Annotated in this window: 14 protein-coding genes; 9 read left to right on the forward strand and 5 right to left on the reverse strand. The window is 69.1% G+C overall.

All coding sequences use genetic code 11. From position 1 onward, the window contains the following. Positions 1-21: 21 nt before the first annotated feature. From R0232_RS20575 to R0232_RS20585, 3 genes are all read right to left on the reverse strand, one after another. Positions 22-348 (reverse strand): ferredoxin family protein, encoded by a 327-nt coding sequence (locus tag R0232_RS20575; protein ID WP_093344382.1) that lies wholly within the window; start codon positions 346-348, stop codon positions 22-24. 10 nt (positions 349-358) lie between these two features. Then, positions 359-1,687, reverse strand: a complete 1,329-nt coding sequence (locus R0232_RS20580) for an MFS transporter (RefSeq protein WP_093344384.1) — start codon at positions 1,685-1,687, stop codon at positions 359-361. A 338-nt stretch (positions 1,688-2,025) separates the two neighbouring features. Further along, positions 2,026-2,904 carry a LysR family transcriptional regulator gene (locus tag R0232_RS20585; RefSeq protein ID WP_093344386.1) on the reverse strand — a complete coding sequence of 293 codons (879 nt, stop codon included), beginning with the start codon at positions 2,902-2,904 and terminating at the stop codon, positions 2,026-2,028. 124 nt (positions 2,905-3,028) lie between these two features. On the opposite strand from R0232_RS20585, the gene R0232_RS20590 reads away from it, so the two are divergent. Both R0232_RS20590 and R0232_RS20595 read left to right on the forward strand, forming a co-directional pair. Further along, entirely contained in the window at positions 3,029-3,580 is a 552-nt protein-coding gene (locus tag R0232_RS20590; protein WP_431509230.1) for a GNAT family N-acetyltransferase, read from the forward strand. A gap of 3 nt (positions 3,581-3,583) precedes the next feature. Continuing rightward, positions 3,584-5,089, forward strand: a complete 1,506-nt coding sequence (locus R0232_RS20595) for an MFS transporter (RefSeq protein ID WP_431509231.1) — start codon at positions 3,584-3,586, stop codon at positions 5,087-5,089. Positions 5,090-5,098: 9 nt separating this feature from the next. On the opposite strand, the gene R0232_RS20600 is transcribed toward R0232_RS20595, so the two are convergent. After that, positions 5,099-5,785: an alpha/beta hydrolase gene (locus R0232_RS20600; RefSeq protein WP_208512827.1), complete on the reverse strand. Its 687-nt coding sequence runs from the start codon at positions 5,783-5,785 to the stop codon at positions 5,099-5,101. Positions 5,786-5,886: 101 nt separating this feature from the next. Then, on the reverse strand, positions 5,887-6,606 hold the full coding sequence (locus R0232_RS20605) for a Crp/Fnr family transcriptional regulator (RefSeq protein ID WP_431509232.1): 720 nt from the start codon (positions 6,604-6,606) through the stop codon (positions 5,887-5,889). A gap of 174 nt (positions 6,607-6,780) precedes the next feature. Here R0232_RS20605 and R0232_RS20610 point away from each other — a divergent pair, with 174 nt between their 5' ends. The 7 genes from R0232_RS20610 to R0232_RS20640 all read left to right on the forward strand — a co-directional run bounded on the left by R0232_RS20610 (position 6,781) and on the right by R0232_RS20640 (position 13,610). Further along, a complete protein-coding gene (locus R0232_RS20610; protein ID WP_431509233.1) occupies positions 6,781-7,371 on the forward strand; it encodes an HD domain-containing protein in 591 nt (196 codons plus the stop codon). 26 nt (positions 7,372-7,397) lie between these two features. Next, the gene (locus R0232_RS20615) at positions 7,398-8,165 is read left to right on the forward strand and encodes a class II aldolase/adducin family protein (protein WP_093344395.1); all 768 of its coding nucleotides are present in this window, start codon (positions 7,398-7,400) and stop codon (positions 8,163-8,165) included. Between the two features lie 93 nt (positions 8,166-8,258). Next, positions 8,259-9,137 (forward strand): bile acid:sodium symporter family protein, encoded by an 879-nt coding sequence (locus tag R0232_RS20620; protein WP_431509234.1) that lies wholly within the window; start codon positions 8,259-8,261, stop codon positions 9,135-9,137. A 7-nt stretch (positions 9,138-9,144) separates the two neighbouring features. Further along, a complete protein-coding gene (locus tag R0232_RS20625; protein WP_057597474.1) occupies positions 9,145-10,071 on the forward strand; it encodes a LysR family transcriptional regulator in 927 nt (308 codons plus the stop codon). Between the two features lie 77 nt (positions 10,072-10,148). Beyond that, positions 10,149-11,576, forward strand: a complete 1,428-nt coding sequence (tcuA, locus tag R0232_RS20630; protein WP_431509235.1) for an FAD-dependent tricarballylate dehydrogenase TcuA — start codon at positions 10,149-10,151, stop codon at positions 11,574-11,576. Further along, positions 11,560-12,789 carry a tricarballylate utilization 4Fe-4S protein TcuB gene (gene tcuB, locus R0232_RS20635; protein WP_431509236.1) on the forward strand — a complete coding sequence of 410 codons (1,230 nt, stop codon included), beginning with the start codon at positions 11,560-11,562 and terminating at the stop codon, positions 12,787-12,789. Before tcuA ends, tcuB begins: the two co-directional genes overlap by 17 nt. 32 nt (positions 12,790-12,821) lie before the next feature. Then, complete coding sequence (locus R0232_RS20640) at positions 12,822-13,610, forward strand: class II aldolase/adducin family protein (protein WP_431509237.1); 789 nt, start codon at positions 12,822-12,824, stop codon at positions 13,608-13,610. Positions 13,611-13,641 lie beyond the last annotated feature (31 nt).

Below are 13,641 nucleotides of genomic sequence, written 5' to 3' on the forward strand. Positions count from 1 at the left end.
TGGATGAAAAGGCGTCGGGGTTCATGGTTCGAGGATCAGGCGCTCGCGCTTGGCCGTGTCGAAGGCATGCGCGTCGGCATCGGCCAGCGGCCGGGTGTCGGCCGCCACCGGCCACTGCGCAGCGAGCCGCGCATTGAGCGCGATCCAGTCGCGCTGGTCGGGCGCGAGGTCGGCCGCGGGATGGATCGCCTGCACCGGGCACACCATCTCGCACAGGCCGCAGTTGGCGCAGGCGCGCGGGTCGATGACCACGAAGTTCGGTCCTTCGTGGAAGGCGTTCTGCGGGCACACCGACACGCACTCGCCATAGCGGCACGCGATGCAGGCTTCGGTGACGACGAAGGTCATGCGGCCGCGCTCAGAAGTTGCGCACCGAGTCGTCGCGCGTCTCGTGCGCGAAGAAGGCCGCCACCAGGGTCACGCAGGCCAGGCCGATCAGCATGATCGACACGCCTGCGGTGCCGCCGAGCTTGCCCACCAGCAGGGTGGCGAGGATCGGCGCCAGCCCGCCGCCGAGCGCGGCCGACACCTGGAAGCCGAACGAGGCGCCGGTGTAGCGCACGCGCGCACCGAAGAGCTCGGGAAAGTAGGTGGCCTGCGGGCCGAACATCAGGCCGTGGCCGAAGCTCAGCGCCACCGCGGTCGCGGCGATGATGATCCACGGATCGCGCGTGTCCACCAGCCAGAACAGCGGGAACGCGAAGACGATGGTGAAGAGCGTGCCCGCGAAGTAGAACGGGCGGCGGCCGATGATGTCCGACAGCCAGCCGAACAGCGGAATCGTCACCACCTCGATCGCCGCCGCGACCATGATCGCGTTGAGCAGCATCTCCTTGGGCAGGCCGAGGTTCTTGGTCGCGTAGACCACCATGAACACCGTGAGCATGTAGACCCACGAGACCTCGCAGATCTTCAGGCCCACCGCGATCAGGAAGTTCTTCGGATCGCGGAACACGGCCTCGGCGAAGGGGTTGCGCGCGATCTCCTTCTTGGCCTTCATCTCGAGGAACACCGGCGACTCCGACACCCGCGTGCGGATGAAGGCACCGAGCGCCACCAGCACCACGCTCAGCAGGAAGGGCACGCGCCAGCCCCAGGCCATGAAGTCCTCCTCGGGCAAGGTCGACACCATCGAGTACACGCCGGCCGACAGGATCAGGCCGATCGGGAAACCGACCTGCACCAGGCTGCCGCAGAGCCCGCGCCGGCGCTTCGGCGCATGCTCGAGCACCATCAGCGCCGCCCCGCCCCACTCGCCGCCCAGGCCGATGCCCTGCACGATGCGCAGCACGATCAGCAGGATCGGCGCCCAGACGCCGATCTGCTGGTAGGTCGGCAGCAGGCCGATGGCGAAGGTGCCGAGTCCCATGATCGCGAGCGTCAGCAGCAGCATCGACTTGCGGCCCAGCCGATCGCCGAAGTAGCCGAACACCGCGCCGCCGAAGGGCCGCGCGAAGAAGCCCACGGCCGCGCTGCCCAGGGCGGCCAGCGTGCCCATCAGCGGGTCGTCGGCGGGAAAGAAGATCTTGTTGAAGACCAGCGCGGCGGCAGTGCCGTAGATCAGGAAGTCGTACCACTCGATGATGGTTCCGACCGAGCTGGCGAACACGACACGGCTGACTTCGGAGCTGTCGGTCTCGGCCGACCGTCCCTCCTGGGCCAGCGCGGGATTGGCGGGGTGATTCATGGTGGTGGCTCTCCGATGCGAGGTTGATGGCTCTGCTGACGGGGACCGCCCGCCTCGAGGGCGGCGGCGGCGTGGGTTGCCCGTTTTCGTGCACGGGCGGTGAAGCTGCGCGAAGATTAGTTTTGTTTCCCAATGGGAAACATATCGCTTTCCCTGAGAAGCGAAATCCACCGTTTCAGGGGTAAATCCTGTATCAGGAGTTGCCCAGATTTGGTGAATAAGTTTCCCATCGGGCTACTTCTTCGCAAGAGCCATGCCACCGGATAGGCGTGCGCAGGCCGCCGCCCGCGGGCGGAATGCATCGGTTCAGGAAGGTCGGGGCGAAGCCGCGCGGCGGCTCAGGCCGTGCTGTCGAGCAGCAGTTCCGCGAAGCGCTGCTGCACGTATCGCGCGGTGGCGCCCAGCGGCCGCCCCTGCAGCCACAGCATGCGCACCGACAGCCGCGGCAGCGCCAGCGCGGGACACGGCAGTTCCTTGAGGGCCTGGCGGTAGCCCTCGTAATGCGCGATGTTGACGGGCAGCACGGCCCACCCGAGCTTGTCGGCCACCATCTCGGCCGTGCTGTAGAAGCTGTCGGAGCGCCAGACGCGCGGGCTGTAGGCCACCTCGTGCACGTCGTCCGCATGCATCAGCAGTTGCCGGTGCCCGACCAGGTCCTTGCGCCGCACGGTGCGGCCATCGGCGAGCGGATGGTCGACCGCCACGAACACGCCCTGCGGCACGCTGCCGATGCGGCGCAGCTCGAAGCAGGCGCGCGCCGGGCCGCGGTCGAAATGGAAGGCCACGCTCGCGCGCTCCTGCTCCACGTAGTCGGCCACCTCGGTGGCGGTGCCGTTGAGCAGCGTGAGCTCGAGGCTCGGGTACTTCACCGAGATCTCTCGCAACAGCGTGGCGATGGCGGTGTACGGCAGCGCCTCGTCGAAAGCCATCGAGAGCGCGGCCTCGCTGCCGTCGTGCAGCGAGCGCGCGCGCTGGTCGAGCTGCTCGGCCTGGCGCAGCAGCTCGCGCGCCTCGAGCAGCAGCACCTGCCCCGCCTCGGACAGCTGCGCATTGCGCCGCGAGCGGTCGAACAGCGCCACGCCGAGGTCGGCCTCGAGCAGGCCGATGGCGGTGCTCACGGCCGACTGCGCCTTGCCGAGCCGGCGCGCGGCCGCCGAGAACGAGCCGCAGTCGGCGGTGGTGACGAACTGGCGCAACTGGTCGACGGTCCATTCCATGGCACGGCCTCTTCTATCTATTTATCAGATGGGTTTCATCTTTATTCATCCATTCTATTGAAGCAAGATCGGCGGTCCAGGCGAGGCGACCTCGCCCCGTCCCTGAAAAGAGAAGTCCGTTCGTATGCCGATCTCCCGTCTCGCGATGCCCCGCATCCACACCGCCCCCCTGACCCTGCGCTGGTGCCACGACCCCGCGCAGGAAGCCGCCATCGCCGCGCTGTTCATGCGCCAGCTGAGCCCGCGCTACATCTCGCATTCCGAGCTGCAGGGCGCACGCGCCGTCGCGCCCGGCGAATGGCGCCGCGACCTGCCCGAAGTGCTGCGCGCCGAACTGCGCGAAACGCTCGCGCTGCCGCCGGCCACGGCCGCTTCGCTGATCGCCACCGCGCATGTCGGCGATGCGCTGGCCGCGATCGCGCTGGTGTCCATCGACGAGGCCCGGCGCGCCGCGCGCGCCTTCGCCACGCTCGACGACCTCGTGGTCGATGCGCCGTTCCAGTCCGCCGGCGTCGGCGGCCAGCTGTTCGACTGGGTCTGCGCCGAACTGCGGCAGCGCGGCATCGCGCGCCTGTTCCTCGAGAGCGGCATCGGCAACCAGGGCGCGCACCGTTTCTTCGAGGCGCGCGGCTGCACGCCGGTCTCGGTCACGATGCTCAAGGAGCTGGAGGCCTGAGCGATGAATCCCGTGTTCAGAAAATGGATCACCCTGGTGATCGTCTCGATGGCGCTGCTGCTGATCGTGGTCGACATGACCGTGCTCTACACGGCGCTGCCCACGCTCACGCACGACCTCGCGGCCTCCTCGTCCGAGAAGCTCTGGATCGTCAACGCCTACACGGTGGTGGTGTCGGGCTTCCTGCTCGGCATGGGCGCGCTCGGCGACCGCGTGGGCTACAAGCGCATGTTCCTCGCGGGCCTGATCGTCTTCGGCGTGGCCTCGCTGTGCGCCGCCTATGCCGGCAGCCCCGCGGCGCTGATCGCGGCGCGCGGCCTGCTGGGCGTGGGCGCCTCGATGATGATGCCGGCCACGCTGGCCATCATCCGGCTCGCCTTCGCCGACGAGCGCGAGCGCGCGGTCGCCATCGGCGTCTGGGCCTCGGTCGCCTCGGGCGGCGCCGCGTTCGGCCCGGTGGTCGGCGGCGTGCTGCTCGAGTACTTCTGGTGGGGCTCCGTGTTCCTCATCAACGTGCCCGTGGTGGTGCTCGCGCTGGTGCTCGGCGCCTGGCTGCTGCCGGGGCGGCGCGCGGGCGCCACCGCGCAGCCGAAGCCCTTCGACGTCCTCGGCTCGGTGCAGGTGTTCGTGGCGCTGGTCTGCCTGGTGCTGGCGATCAAGGAATTCGCCAAGCCCGTGCCCTCGGGCCTCGCGATGGGTATCAGCGCCACCGCGAGCCTGCTGGCCATGGTGCTGTTCGTGCGGCGCCAGCGGCGCAGCGCGAGCCCGCTGGTCGACTTCCGGCTGTTCCGCGACCCGTATTTCTCGGGCGGCGTGATCGCGGCCATCGTGGCCTCGGTGGCGCTGATCGGCGTCGAGCTGGTGTTCAGCCAGCGGCTGCAGCTGGTGACCGGCCTCTCGCCGCTGCAGGCCGGCCTGGCGATCCTGCCGGTGCCGCTCGCCGCCTTCGTGGCGGGGCCGCTCGCGGGCATGGTGCTGTCGCGCACCGGCTCGCGCCCGCTGATCCTCGGCGGCCTGCTGGCCACCGCGCTCTCGCTGTGCGGGCTGGCGCTGGCCGTCGATGCCACGGGCGTGCTCAAGCTCGCGGTGCTGGTGCTGCTGGGCCTCGGCGTGGGCGCGACCATCACGGCGGCCTCGAACGCGATCATGAACAACGCGCCGGCCGAACACGCGGGCATGGCCGCATCGATCGAGGAGGTGTCGTACGAGCTGGGCGGCGTGCTCGGCATCGCGCTGCTCGGCAGCGTGCTCTCGTCGACCTACACGGCCACGCTGGCCATTCCCGACACGCTGGCGGTGCCGGCCTCCGCGCGCGACGGCATCGACGGCGCGCTGCTCGCGGCCGAGACGCTGCCCACGCAGATCGGCACGCAGCTGGTGGCGCTCGCGCACACGGCCTTCGACCAGGCCTTCTTCGCGGTGATGGCCGTGGCCGTGGCGATCGTCGTCGCGGCTGCCTGCTCGGTGGCCGTGCTGGGCTGGCGCAGCGCGAAGCCGCGCTGCGCCTGAGCCCAGCCCTCAGCCCTTCGCGGCCTCGTCGATCAGCGCCGCCACCTCCACCGGCTTCGACGCCAGCGAGGCATGGCTCGCGGCCAGCGTGATGACCTTGCGCGCGCCGAGTCGCGCCGACATGCGCTCCTGGTTGGCCGGCGCGATCATGCGGTCGTCGCTCGAGATCTGGTACCACGAGGGCTTCTTCTTCCAGGCCGGCGCCGTGATGGCGTCGCCGAAGGTGCTGGCCAGCGGCGCCTTCTGCGTCACGCCCATCACCAGGCCCTCATCGGCGCTCAGGTCCTGGCAGAAGCTCTCGTGGAACTTCTCGGGCTTGACCCACAGGTAGCCATCGCTGTCGGGCGCGAGGTTGGGCACCGCGACCGGCGGATGCTGCTCGGTGATGGCACCGGGGCTCTCGCCCGCATCGGGCGCGAAGGCCGCGATGTAGACCAGCCCGACCACGTTGGGCAGGTCGCCCGCCTGCGTGATCACCGCGCCGCCATACGAGTGGCCCACCAGCAGCACCGGGCCCGGCACCTGCGCCACCATCCTCCGCGTGCGCTCGGCGTCGTCGGCCAGCGAGGTCAGCGGCAGCTCGACCGCGCGGATGCCCGTGTGGCCCAGGCGCGAGAGTTCGAGGATGACTTGGGTCCAGTGCGCCGCGCCGCCCCAGAAACCATGGACCAGAACGACTGTCGGTGTGTTGCTCATGATGCGAAACCTTCCCCTTGAGAACGAAAGTCCGCCAGGCCGACATGGCAGGGCGGGAGGCCGTTATACGCCGCGCTCCCGTGCATCCCGGTGACAACCATTCAGCCGGTGCTGACCATGCGCTGCAGCGCATCGAGCGACAGCAGTTCGATGCGGCCGTAGCCCAGCGACACCACGCCCTCGCCCGCCAGCGCATTGAGCTCTTTCGACAGCGTCTGGCGCGTCACGCCGAGCATCATCGCCAGCGCTTCCTGCGGCAGCGCCACGCGCTGGCGCGTGTGCTGCGACTGCGTGGCATCGCCGCGCGCCAGCACCAGCAGGCGGTGCGCGACGCGCGCGCGCAGGCTGCGCAGCGTGGCGTCCTCGGCCAGGCCGTAGAGCATGCGCACGCGCGCGGCCAGCATGGCGGCGATCGCGTTGGCGAACAGCACGTCGCGCATCAGCAGCCCGAAGGACCGCGGCGATATCACGAGCAGGTCGAGCGCCTCGAGCGCGGTGGCATCGTGGGTGCGCGGCGAGCCATCGATCAGCGTGATCTCGCCGAACCAGTTGCCGGGCTCGAGCACCGCGAGGATCGCCTCGCGGCCGTCCTGGCGCAGCGACGAGATCTTGATGGTGCCCGCGGCCAGCCCGAAGAAGCCGCCGTCGGCGATCACCGGATCGCCCTGGCGGAACACCATGGCGCCGCGCCGCAGGTGGATCAGCTCGGCCGCGCCCAGCAGGTTCTCGCGCTGCGCGCGCGGCATGCTCATGAACCAGGGGTTGGACTCCATCGCCGCGCGATGGGGGGCGGACAGGCGCGGTTTGGCGGGAGCGGACATGCGGTGCGGCGGTGGCCGGAAAAAGGTGGAGGCCGATGGCGCGAGACAAGTCGGCGACAGGCGCGGGCGGGGTTTACCAGCAGCCTCAATTGTCAAATTCTTGACAGTTGAGCGTCAAGCCCGGGTCTACAGTGCCCTCACCCACGAACGAGAGACCCACCGGAGACGACAACGATGAATGCACGGGCAAGCTTCAAGAGCATGCAGGACAGCACGCGCGAGGACTGGCAGCTGATCGGCGGCGAATTCATGCAGTTCACGCGCGGCCTGCCCGAACGCGTGATCAAGCACCTGCAGATCCTCGAGGGCGACTACGGCGGCTTTCCGGTCGACCGCTACACCCACTCGCTGCAGACCGCCACGCGCGCGCTGCGCGACGGCCGCGACGAGGAGTACGTGGTGTGCGCGCTGCTGCACGACATCGGCGACACGCTCGGCAGCTTCAACCATCCCGACATCGCCGCCGCGATCCTCAAGCCCTTCGTGAGCGAGGCCAACCACTGGATGGTGCAGAACCACGGCATCTTCCAGGGCCACTACTTCTTCCACCACATCGGCCTGGACCGCGACATGCGCGACAACTTCAAGGACCACCCGCACTACGAGCGCACGGCCGAGTTCTGCGCGCTCTACGACAACCCGGCCTTCGACCCGAAGGCCGAGACCCTGCCGATCGCCGAATTCGAACCGCTGCTGCGGCGCGTGATGGCGCAGCCCAAGCAGAGCATCTACAAGTCGGCGCTGAAGGAGCCGGCCACGGCCTGAACCCATACCTCCAAAGGACCCACACCATGAACGCCACCACCCAATCCGAAGTCCAGAAGCTCGTTTCCGCCGAGGAATGGCAGTTGCGCGTCGACCTCGCCGCCTGCTACCGCCTGGTGGCGCTGTACGGCTGGAGCGACCTCGTGTTCACCCACATCAGCGCGCGCGTGCCCGGCCCCGAGCACCACTTCCTGATCAATCCCTACGGCCTGATGTTCGACGAGATCACGGCTTCGAGCCTGGTCAAGGTCGACCAGCAGTGCAACAAGATCATCGACTCGCCCTACCCCGTGAACCCGGCCGGCTTCGTGATCCACAGCGCCGTGCATGCGGCGCGCGAGGACATCCAGTGCGTGCTGCACACGCACACCAAGGCCGGCATCGCGGTCAGCGCGCAGAAGAACGGCGTGCTGCCGATCAGCCAGCAGTCGACCTTCGTGCTGGCCTCGCTGGCCTACCACGACTACGAGGGCGTGGCCTTCCGCGACGACGAGAAGCCGCGGCTGCAGGCCGACATGGGCCACGCCAATTTCCTGATGCTGCGCAACCACGGCCTCTTGACCTGCGGCAAGACCATTGCCGATGCGTTCCTTTCGATGTACACCTTCGAGAACACCTGCCAGATCCAGATCGCGGCCCAATCGGGCGGCAGCGAACTCACGCACGTGAACCCGCAGATCATCGAAGGCGTGGGCCAGGCCATGAAGGTGCAAAGCGGCGGCCTCGGCGGCATGTTCGTCTGGCCCTCGCTGATCCGCAAGCTCGACCGCATCGACGACAGCTACAAGAACTAAGACGCGTCGACCCCGGTTTCCCAGGCTGCCAGCACCCGCGCGACGGGGGCCGGCAGCCATTTTTTTAGAACGACGAATGAGGAGACAAGACCCATGGACGCCACGCTCATCGTGACCCGCTTCCTGTTCGGCGCGCTCGCGCTCGTGATGTTCGGGCTCGGGCTGTCGCTCTCGCTCGACGACTTCCGGCGCCTGTTCCGGCATCCGAAGGCCGTGACCATCGCGCTGCTGCTGCAGGTCATCGGCCTGCCGCTGGCCTGCTACGCGATCATCGTGGGCTTCGGGCTCTCGCCGGTGTTCGCGATCGGGCTCATGCTGCTCGCGGCCTCGCCCGGCGGCATCTCGGCCAACCTGTTCTCGCACCTGTTCGGCGGCAACGTGGCGATGAACATCTCGCTCACGGCCGTCAACACGCTGCTGTCGATCGTCACGCTGCCGCTGATCGCCAACTGGGCCATCAACCATTTCGCGCAGAGCGGCCAGGTGGTGCCGCTGCAGACGCGCAAGCTGGTCGAGGTGATCGCCATCGTGCTGATCCCGGTGGCCATCGGCATGTTCGTGGCCTCGCGCCGGCCCGGCTTCGCGGCGCGCATGGAGAAGCCGACCAAGATCTTCAGCGGCGTGGTGCTCGCGGTGGTCACGGTGCTGGCGATCGCGAACGAGTGGAAGACCATGGCCGCCACCTTCGCCGAGATCGGCCTGCCGGTGGTGCTGTTCAACGTGCTGAGCCTGCTCGCGGGCTACTACCTGAGCCGCGCCGCGGGCCTCGAGAAGCCGCTGGCCACCGCCATCAGCTACGAGATCGGCATCCACAACTCCACCTTGGCGATCTTCGTCGCGGTCAGCGTGCTCGGCAGCTTCCAGCTCGCGCTGCCGGCCGCGGTGTATTCGGTGGCGATGTACGTCACCGCCCCGCTGTTCGGATGGTTGCTGCTGCGCCGTCGCGCGCCCGAAGTGGCGCCTGCGCGATGATGCGCGCATGGAACTGAGGCAACTGCGCTACTTCGTCAAGGTCTGCGAACTCCGCAGCATGGGCCGCGCGGCCGTCGAGCTCGGCGTGGTCACCTCGGCGCTGAGCCAGCAGATCAGCCGGCTCGAGAGCGAGCTCGCCACCCGCCTGCTGCAGCGCAGCTCCACGGGCGTCACGCCCACCGATGCCGGCCTGGCCTTCCTGCAGCAGGCCCAGCTCACGCTGCGCCATGCCGACGACGCGGTGCGCGCGGCGCAGCAGGCGCGGCTGTCGGGCCATGTCAGCGTGGGCCTCGCGCCCACCACCGCCACCGTGCTCGGCGTGCCGCTGATGCGCGCCATGCAGGAGCGCTATCCCGAGGTGCGGCTGCACATGGTCGAGGCGCTGTCGGGCCATCTCACGACCATGCTGCATGCGCGCCAGCTCGACCTGGCCGTGCTGTTCCAGACCGACACGCCGCGGCGCTGGAGCGTCTCGCCGCTGCTGGCCGAGAAGCTCTTCGTGGTCGCCTCGCCCACGCTGGCCAGGCGCCCCATGGGCACCAAGGTGCGGCTCTCGCAGCTGGCCGAGGTGCCGCTGATCCTGCCGAGCGGCAGCCACGGCCTGCGCGCCACCCTGATGGCGGCCTTCCTGCGCGCGCGCGTGCAGCCGAACATCGTGGCCGAGGTCGACGGCCTCGCGCTGCTGATGGACGCGGTGCGCGCCGGCTACGGCGCCACCGTGCAGCCCGGCGCCGCCACCGCGCGCCACGACCGCGACGACCTCGAGCTCACGCAGATCGCCGATGCCCACGTGGGCCGGCGCAACCTGCTCGTGAGCCTGTCGGACGACGAGCTCTCGCCGGCCGCGCTGGCCACGCGCGTGGTGGTCGCCGACACCGCGCGCAGCCTCGTTCGCGACGGTCGCTGGACCGGCGCCAGTCTTCTCGAAAACTGAACACCCGTTGCCGCTTTCGGCCTTTCGCGTGAAGGCCGCGCTGCCTAAAGTCTCCTGGATTCCAAGGAGACCCACGAGTGATAGACGTACTGGTTGTCGGCGGCGGCAATGCCGCGCTGTGCGCCGCCCTGATGGCGCGCGAGGCCGGCGCTTCGGTGCTGCTGCTGGAGGCCTCGCCCAAAGCATGGCGCGGCGGCAATTCGCAGCACACCCGCAACCTGCGCTGCATGCACGACGCGCCGCAGGACGTGCTGGTCGATGCCTACCCTGAAGAGGAGTACTGGCAGGACCTGCTGAAGGTGACGGGCGGCCTCACCGACGAGCACCTCGCGCGGCTCGTGATCCGCGCCTCGTCGAACTGCCGCGACTGGATGCGCAGCCACGGCGTGCACTTCCAGCCGCCGCTGTCGGGCGCACTGCACGTGGCGCGCACCAATGCCTTCTTCATGGGCGGCGGCAAGGCGCTGGTCAACGCCTATTTCCGCAGCGCCGAAAGGCTCGGCGTGCAGATCCGCTACGACACGCCCGTGGCCTCGGTCGAGCTCGACGGCGAGCGCTTCGTGGCCGTGCGCACCGAGGCCGGCGAACGCATCGCGGCCAAGAGCTGCGTGCTCGCGGCCGGCGGCTTCGAGTCGAACCGCGAATGGCTGCGCGAGGCCTGGGGCCAGAACGAGCGCGGCGAATGGCCGGCCGACAACTTCCTGATCCGCGGCACGCGCTTCAACCAGGGCGTGCTGCTCAAGCACATGATCGCCGCGGGCGCCGACAGCATCGGCGATCCCTCGCAGGGCCACATGGTCGCCATCGACGCGCGCGCGCCGCTCTACGACGGCGGCATCTGCACGCGCATCGACTGCGTCTCGCTCGGCGTGGTGGTCAACCGCGAAGCCCGGCGCTTCTACGACGAGGGCGAGGACTTCTGGCCCAAGCGCTATGCGATCTGGGGCCGGCTGGTGGCGCAGCAACCGGGGCAGATCGCATGGTCGATCATCGACCAGAAGGCGGTCGGGCGATTCATGCCGCCGGTGTTCACCGGCACGCAGGCGAGCACGCTCGGCGAACTCGCGCAGAAGATCGGCCTGGACGAAGCCACCTTCGTGCGCACCGTGCAGGACTACAACGCCGCCTGCCGCGTCGGCCGCTTCGACCACACCGCGCTCGACGACTGCCATACCGAGGGCCTCGCGCCCGCCAAGACGCACTGGGCCCGCCCGCTCGACACCGCGCCCTTCCACGCCTACCCGGTGCGCCCCGGCATCACCTTCACCTACCTGGGCCTGAAGGTGGACGAGACCGCGGCCGTGCGCTTCGGCGGCCGGCCCAGCCCCAACCTGTTCGTGGCCGGCGAAATGATGGCCGGCAACGTGCTCGGCAAGGGCTACACGGCGGGCGTCGGCATGAGCATCGGCACGGCCTTCGGCCGCATCGCCGGCACCCAGGCAGCGAAGGCCGCCAAGAACATTTCGAAGAATTCCCCGGAGACCTCTCTTGCAGCAGCTCACTGATCTCGTCGCCCGCGCGCGTGCCGATGCGGACGGCATCGGCGCCACCCCGTCGCGCGTGATCCCGATCCAGCCCGCCCTTCCGCTGACCGCCCCCGAGGGCGAGGTCGCGCGCATCCTGCAGATCTGCAACGCCTGCCGCTACTGCGAGGGCTTCTGCGCCGTGTTCCCCGCGATGACGCGACGCCTCGAGTTCGGCAAGGCCGACACGCACTACCTGGCCAACCTCTGCCACAACTGCGGCGCCTGCCTGCATGCCTGCCAGTACGCGCCGCCGCACGAGTTCGCGGTCAACGTGCCGCAGGCCATGGCCCAGGTGCGCATGCAGACCTACCATGACTACGCCTGGCCCGCCGCGATGGGCTCGCTCTACGAGAAGGCGGGATTGACCGTCGCACTGGCCCTGGCCGGCGGCCTCGCGCTGTTCCTCGTGCTCGCGGTCGCGATGAGCGGCTCGCTGTTGCACGAGCCGCTGGCCGGCAACTTCTACGCGATCTTCCCGCACAACTTCCTCGCGCTGCTGTTCGGTGCGGTGTCGCTGTTCGTGCTGCTCGCGCTGGCGCTGGGCGTGCGGCGCTTCTGGCGCGAGGTCTCGCCGGCCAACGACCCCGGCAACGCGCCGGCGATGGCGGGCGTGCGCGGGCCCGCGAGCGCGGAAGCGGCGCACGATGCGCTGCGCCTCAAGTACCTCGGCGGCGGCCATGGCGAGGGCTGCAACAACGAGGACGACCGCTTCACGCTGTGGCGCCGGCGCTTCCACCACTTCACCTTCTACGGCTTCATGCTGTGCTTCGCCTCGACCTGCGTGGCCACGCTCTACCACTACCTGTTCGACCTGCATGCGCCCTATGCGCTGACCAGCCTGCCGGTGCTGCTGGGCACCGCCGGCGGCATCGGCCTGGTGATCGGCCCGATCGGCCTGCTGTGGCTCAACGTGCGGCGCGATCCGGCGCATGGCGACGTCGCGCAGCGGCCCATGGACCGCGGCTTCATCGCGCTGCTGCTGCTGACCAGCCTCACGGGCCTGGCGCTGCTGGCCTGGCGCGACACGCAATTCATGGCGCTGCTGCTCGCGGTGCATCTGGGCGTGGTGATGGCGCTGTTCCTCACGCTGCCCTACGGCAAGTTCGCGCACGGCATCTTCCGCTGCGCGGCGCTGTTGAAGTTCGCGATCGAGAAGCGCCTGCCCAGCCGCCTGCAGCTCGGCGCCGACTGAATCCACCCGATATCGAAGAAAGGACCTCCGCGATGACGAACCCTGGCGTGCTCCAGATCCCCTCCATGAAGGACAAGTGCTCCCCCGCCGAATGGCAGGCGCGCATCGACCTCGCCGCCTGCTACCGGCTGGTCGACCTCTACGGCATGTCCGACATGATGGCCAACCACATCTCCTCGCACGTGCCCGGCGAGAAGGGCGCCTTCCTCATCAACCCCTACGGGATGATGTACGAGGAGATCACCGCCTCGAGCCTGATCAAGGTCGACCAGGACGGCAACATCCTGTCCTCGCCCGACTTCGGCGAGCTCGACTACGGCATCAACAAGGCCGGCTACGTGATCCACAGCGCGGTGCATGCCGCGCGACCCGACGTGGCCTGCGTGATCCACACCCACAGCTGGGCCTCGATGGCCGTGTCCTCGCTCGAATGCGGGCTGCTGCCGCTCACGCAGACCGCGATGCGCTTCCTCAAGATCGGCTACCACGACTACCAGGGCGTGGTGCTCAATACCGCCGAGCAGGCCTCGCTGCTGGAAGACCTGGGCGACCGCGAGGCCGTGATCTTCCGCAACCACGGCGCGCTGGTGGTGGGCCGCAGCGTGGGCGAGGCCTTCAACTGGATGCACCGGCTCGAGCTGGCCTGCCGCGCGCAGATCGGCGCGATGTCGTGCAACACGCCGCTCAAGGCCGTGCCGCAGAGCGTGCTCGAGGAGACCTGGAACAACTACCAGCCCGGCACGCGCCGCCCCTACGGGCTCATGGAATGGCCGGCGCTGCTGCGCAAGCTCGACCGCATGGATCCGGGCTTCCGCGACTGAAGCACCCGCCTCCCCCGAAGAACCAAGACGA

This window comes from Variovorax sp. DAIF25 (assembly GCF_050711835.1).
In the GTDB taxonomy this organism is placed as follows: domain Bacteria; phylum Pseudomonadota; class Gammaproteobacteria; order Burkholderiales; family Burkholderiaceae_C; genus Variovorax.

Bases quoted from the DNA above. Each gene is read 5' to 3' on its own strand.
- R0232_RS20595 (WP_431509231.1), top strand. From the start codon at position 3,584: ATGAATCCCGTGTTCAGAAAATGGATCACCCTGGTGATCGTCTCGATG.
- R0232_RS20590 (WP_431509230.1), top strand. From the start codon at position 3,029: ATGCCGATCTCCCGTCTCGCGATGCCCCGCATCCACACCGCCCCCCTG.
- R0232_RS20575 (WP_093344382.1), bottom strand. From the start codon at position 348: ATGACCTTCGTCGTCACCGAAGCCTGCATCGCGTGCCGCTATGGCGAG.
- R0232_RS20605 (WP_431509232.1), bottom strand. From the start codon at position 6,606: ATGTCCGCTCCCGCCAAACCGCGCCTGTCCGCCCCCCATCGCGCGGCG.
- R0232_RS20640 (WP_431509237.1), top strand. From the start codon at position 12,822: ATGACGAACCCTGGCGTGCTCCAGATCCCCTCCATGAAGGACAAGTGC.
- R0232_RS20585 (WP_093344386.1), bottom strand. From the start codon at position 2,904: ATGGAATGGACCGTCGACCAGTTGCGCCAGTTCGTCACCACCGCCGAC.
- R0232_RS20625 (WP_057597474.1), top strand. From the start codon at position 9,145: ATGGAACTGAGGCAACTGCGCTACTTCGTCAAGGTCTGCGAACTCCGC.
- R0232_RS20580 (WP_093344384.1), bottom strand. From the start codon at position 1,687: ATGAATCACCCCGCCAATCCCGCGCTGGCCCAGGAGGGACGGTCGGCC.
- R0232_RS20620 (WP_431509234.1), top strand. From the start codon at position 8,259: ATGGACGCCACGCTCATCGTGACCCGCTTCCTGTTCGGCGCGCTCGCG.
- R0232_RS20600 (WP_208512827.1), bottom strand. From the start codon at position 5,785: ATGAGCAACACACCGACAGTCGTTCTGGTCCATGGTTTCTGGGGCGGC.
- R0232_RS20615 (WP_093344395.1), top strand. From the start codon at position 7,398: ATGAACGCCACCACCCAATCCGAAGTCCAGAAGCTCGTTTCCGCCGAG.
- R0232_RS20610 (WP_431509233.1), top strand. From the start codon at position 6,781: ATGAATGCACGGGCAAGCTTCAAGAGCATGCAGGACAGCACGCGCGAG.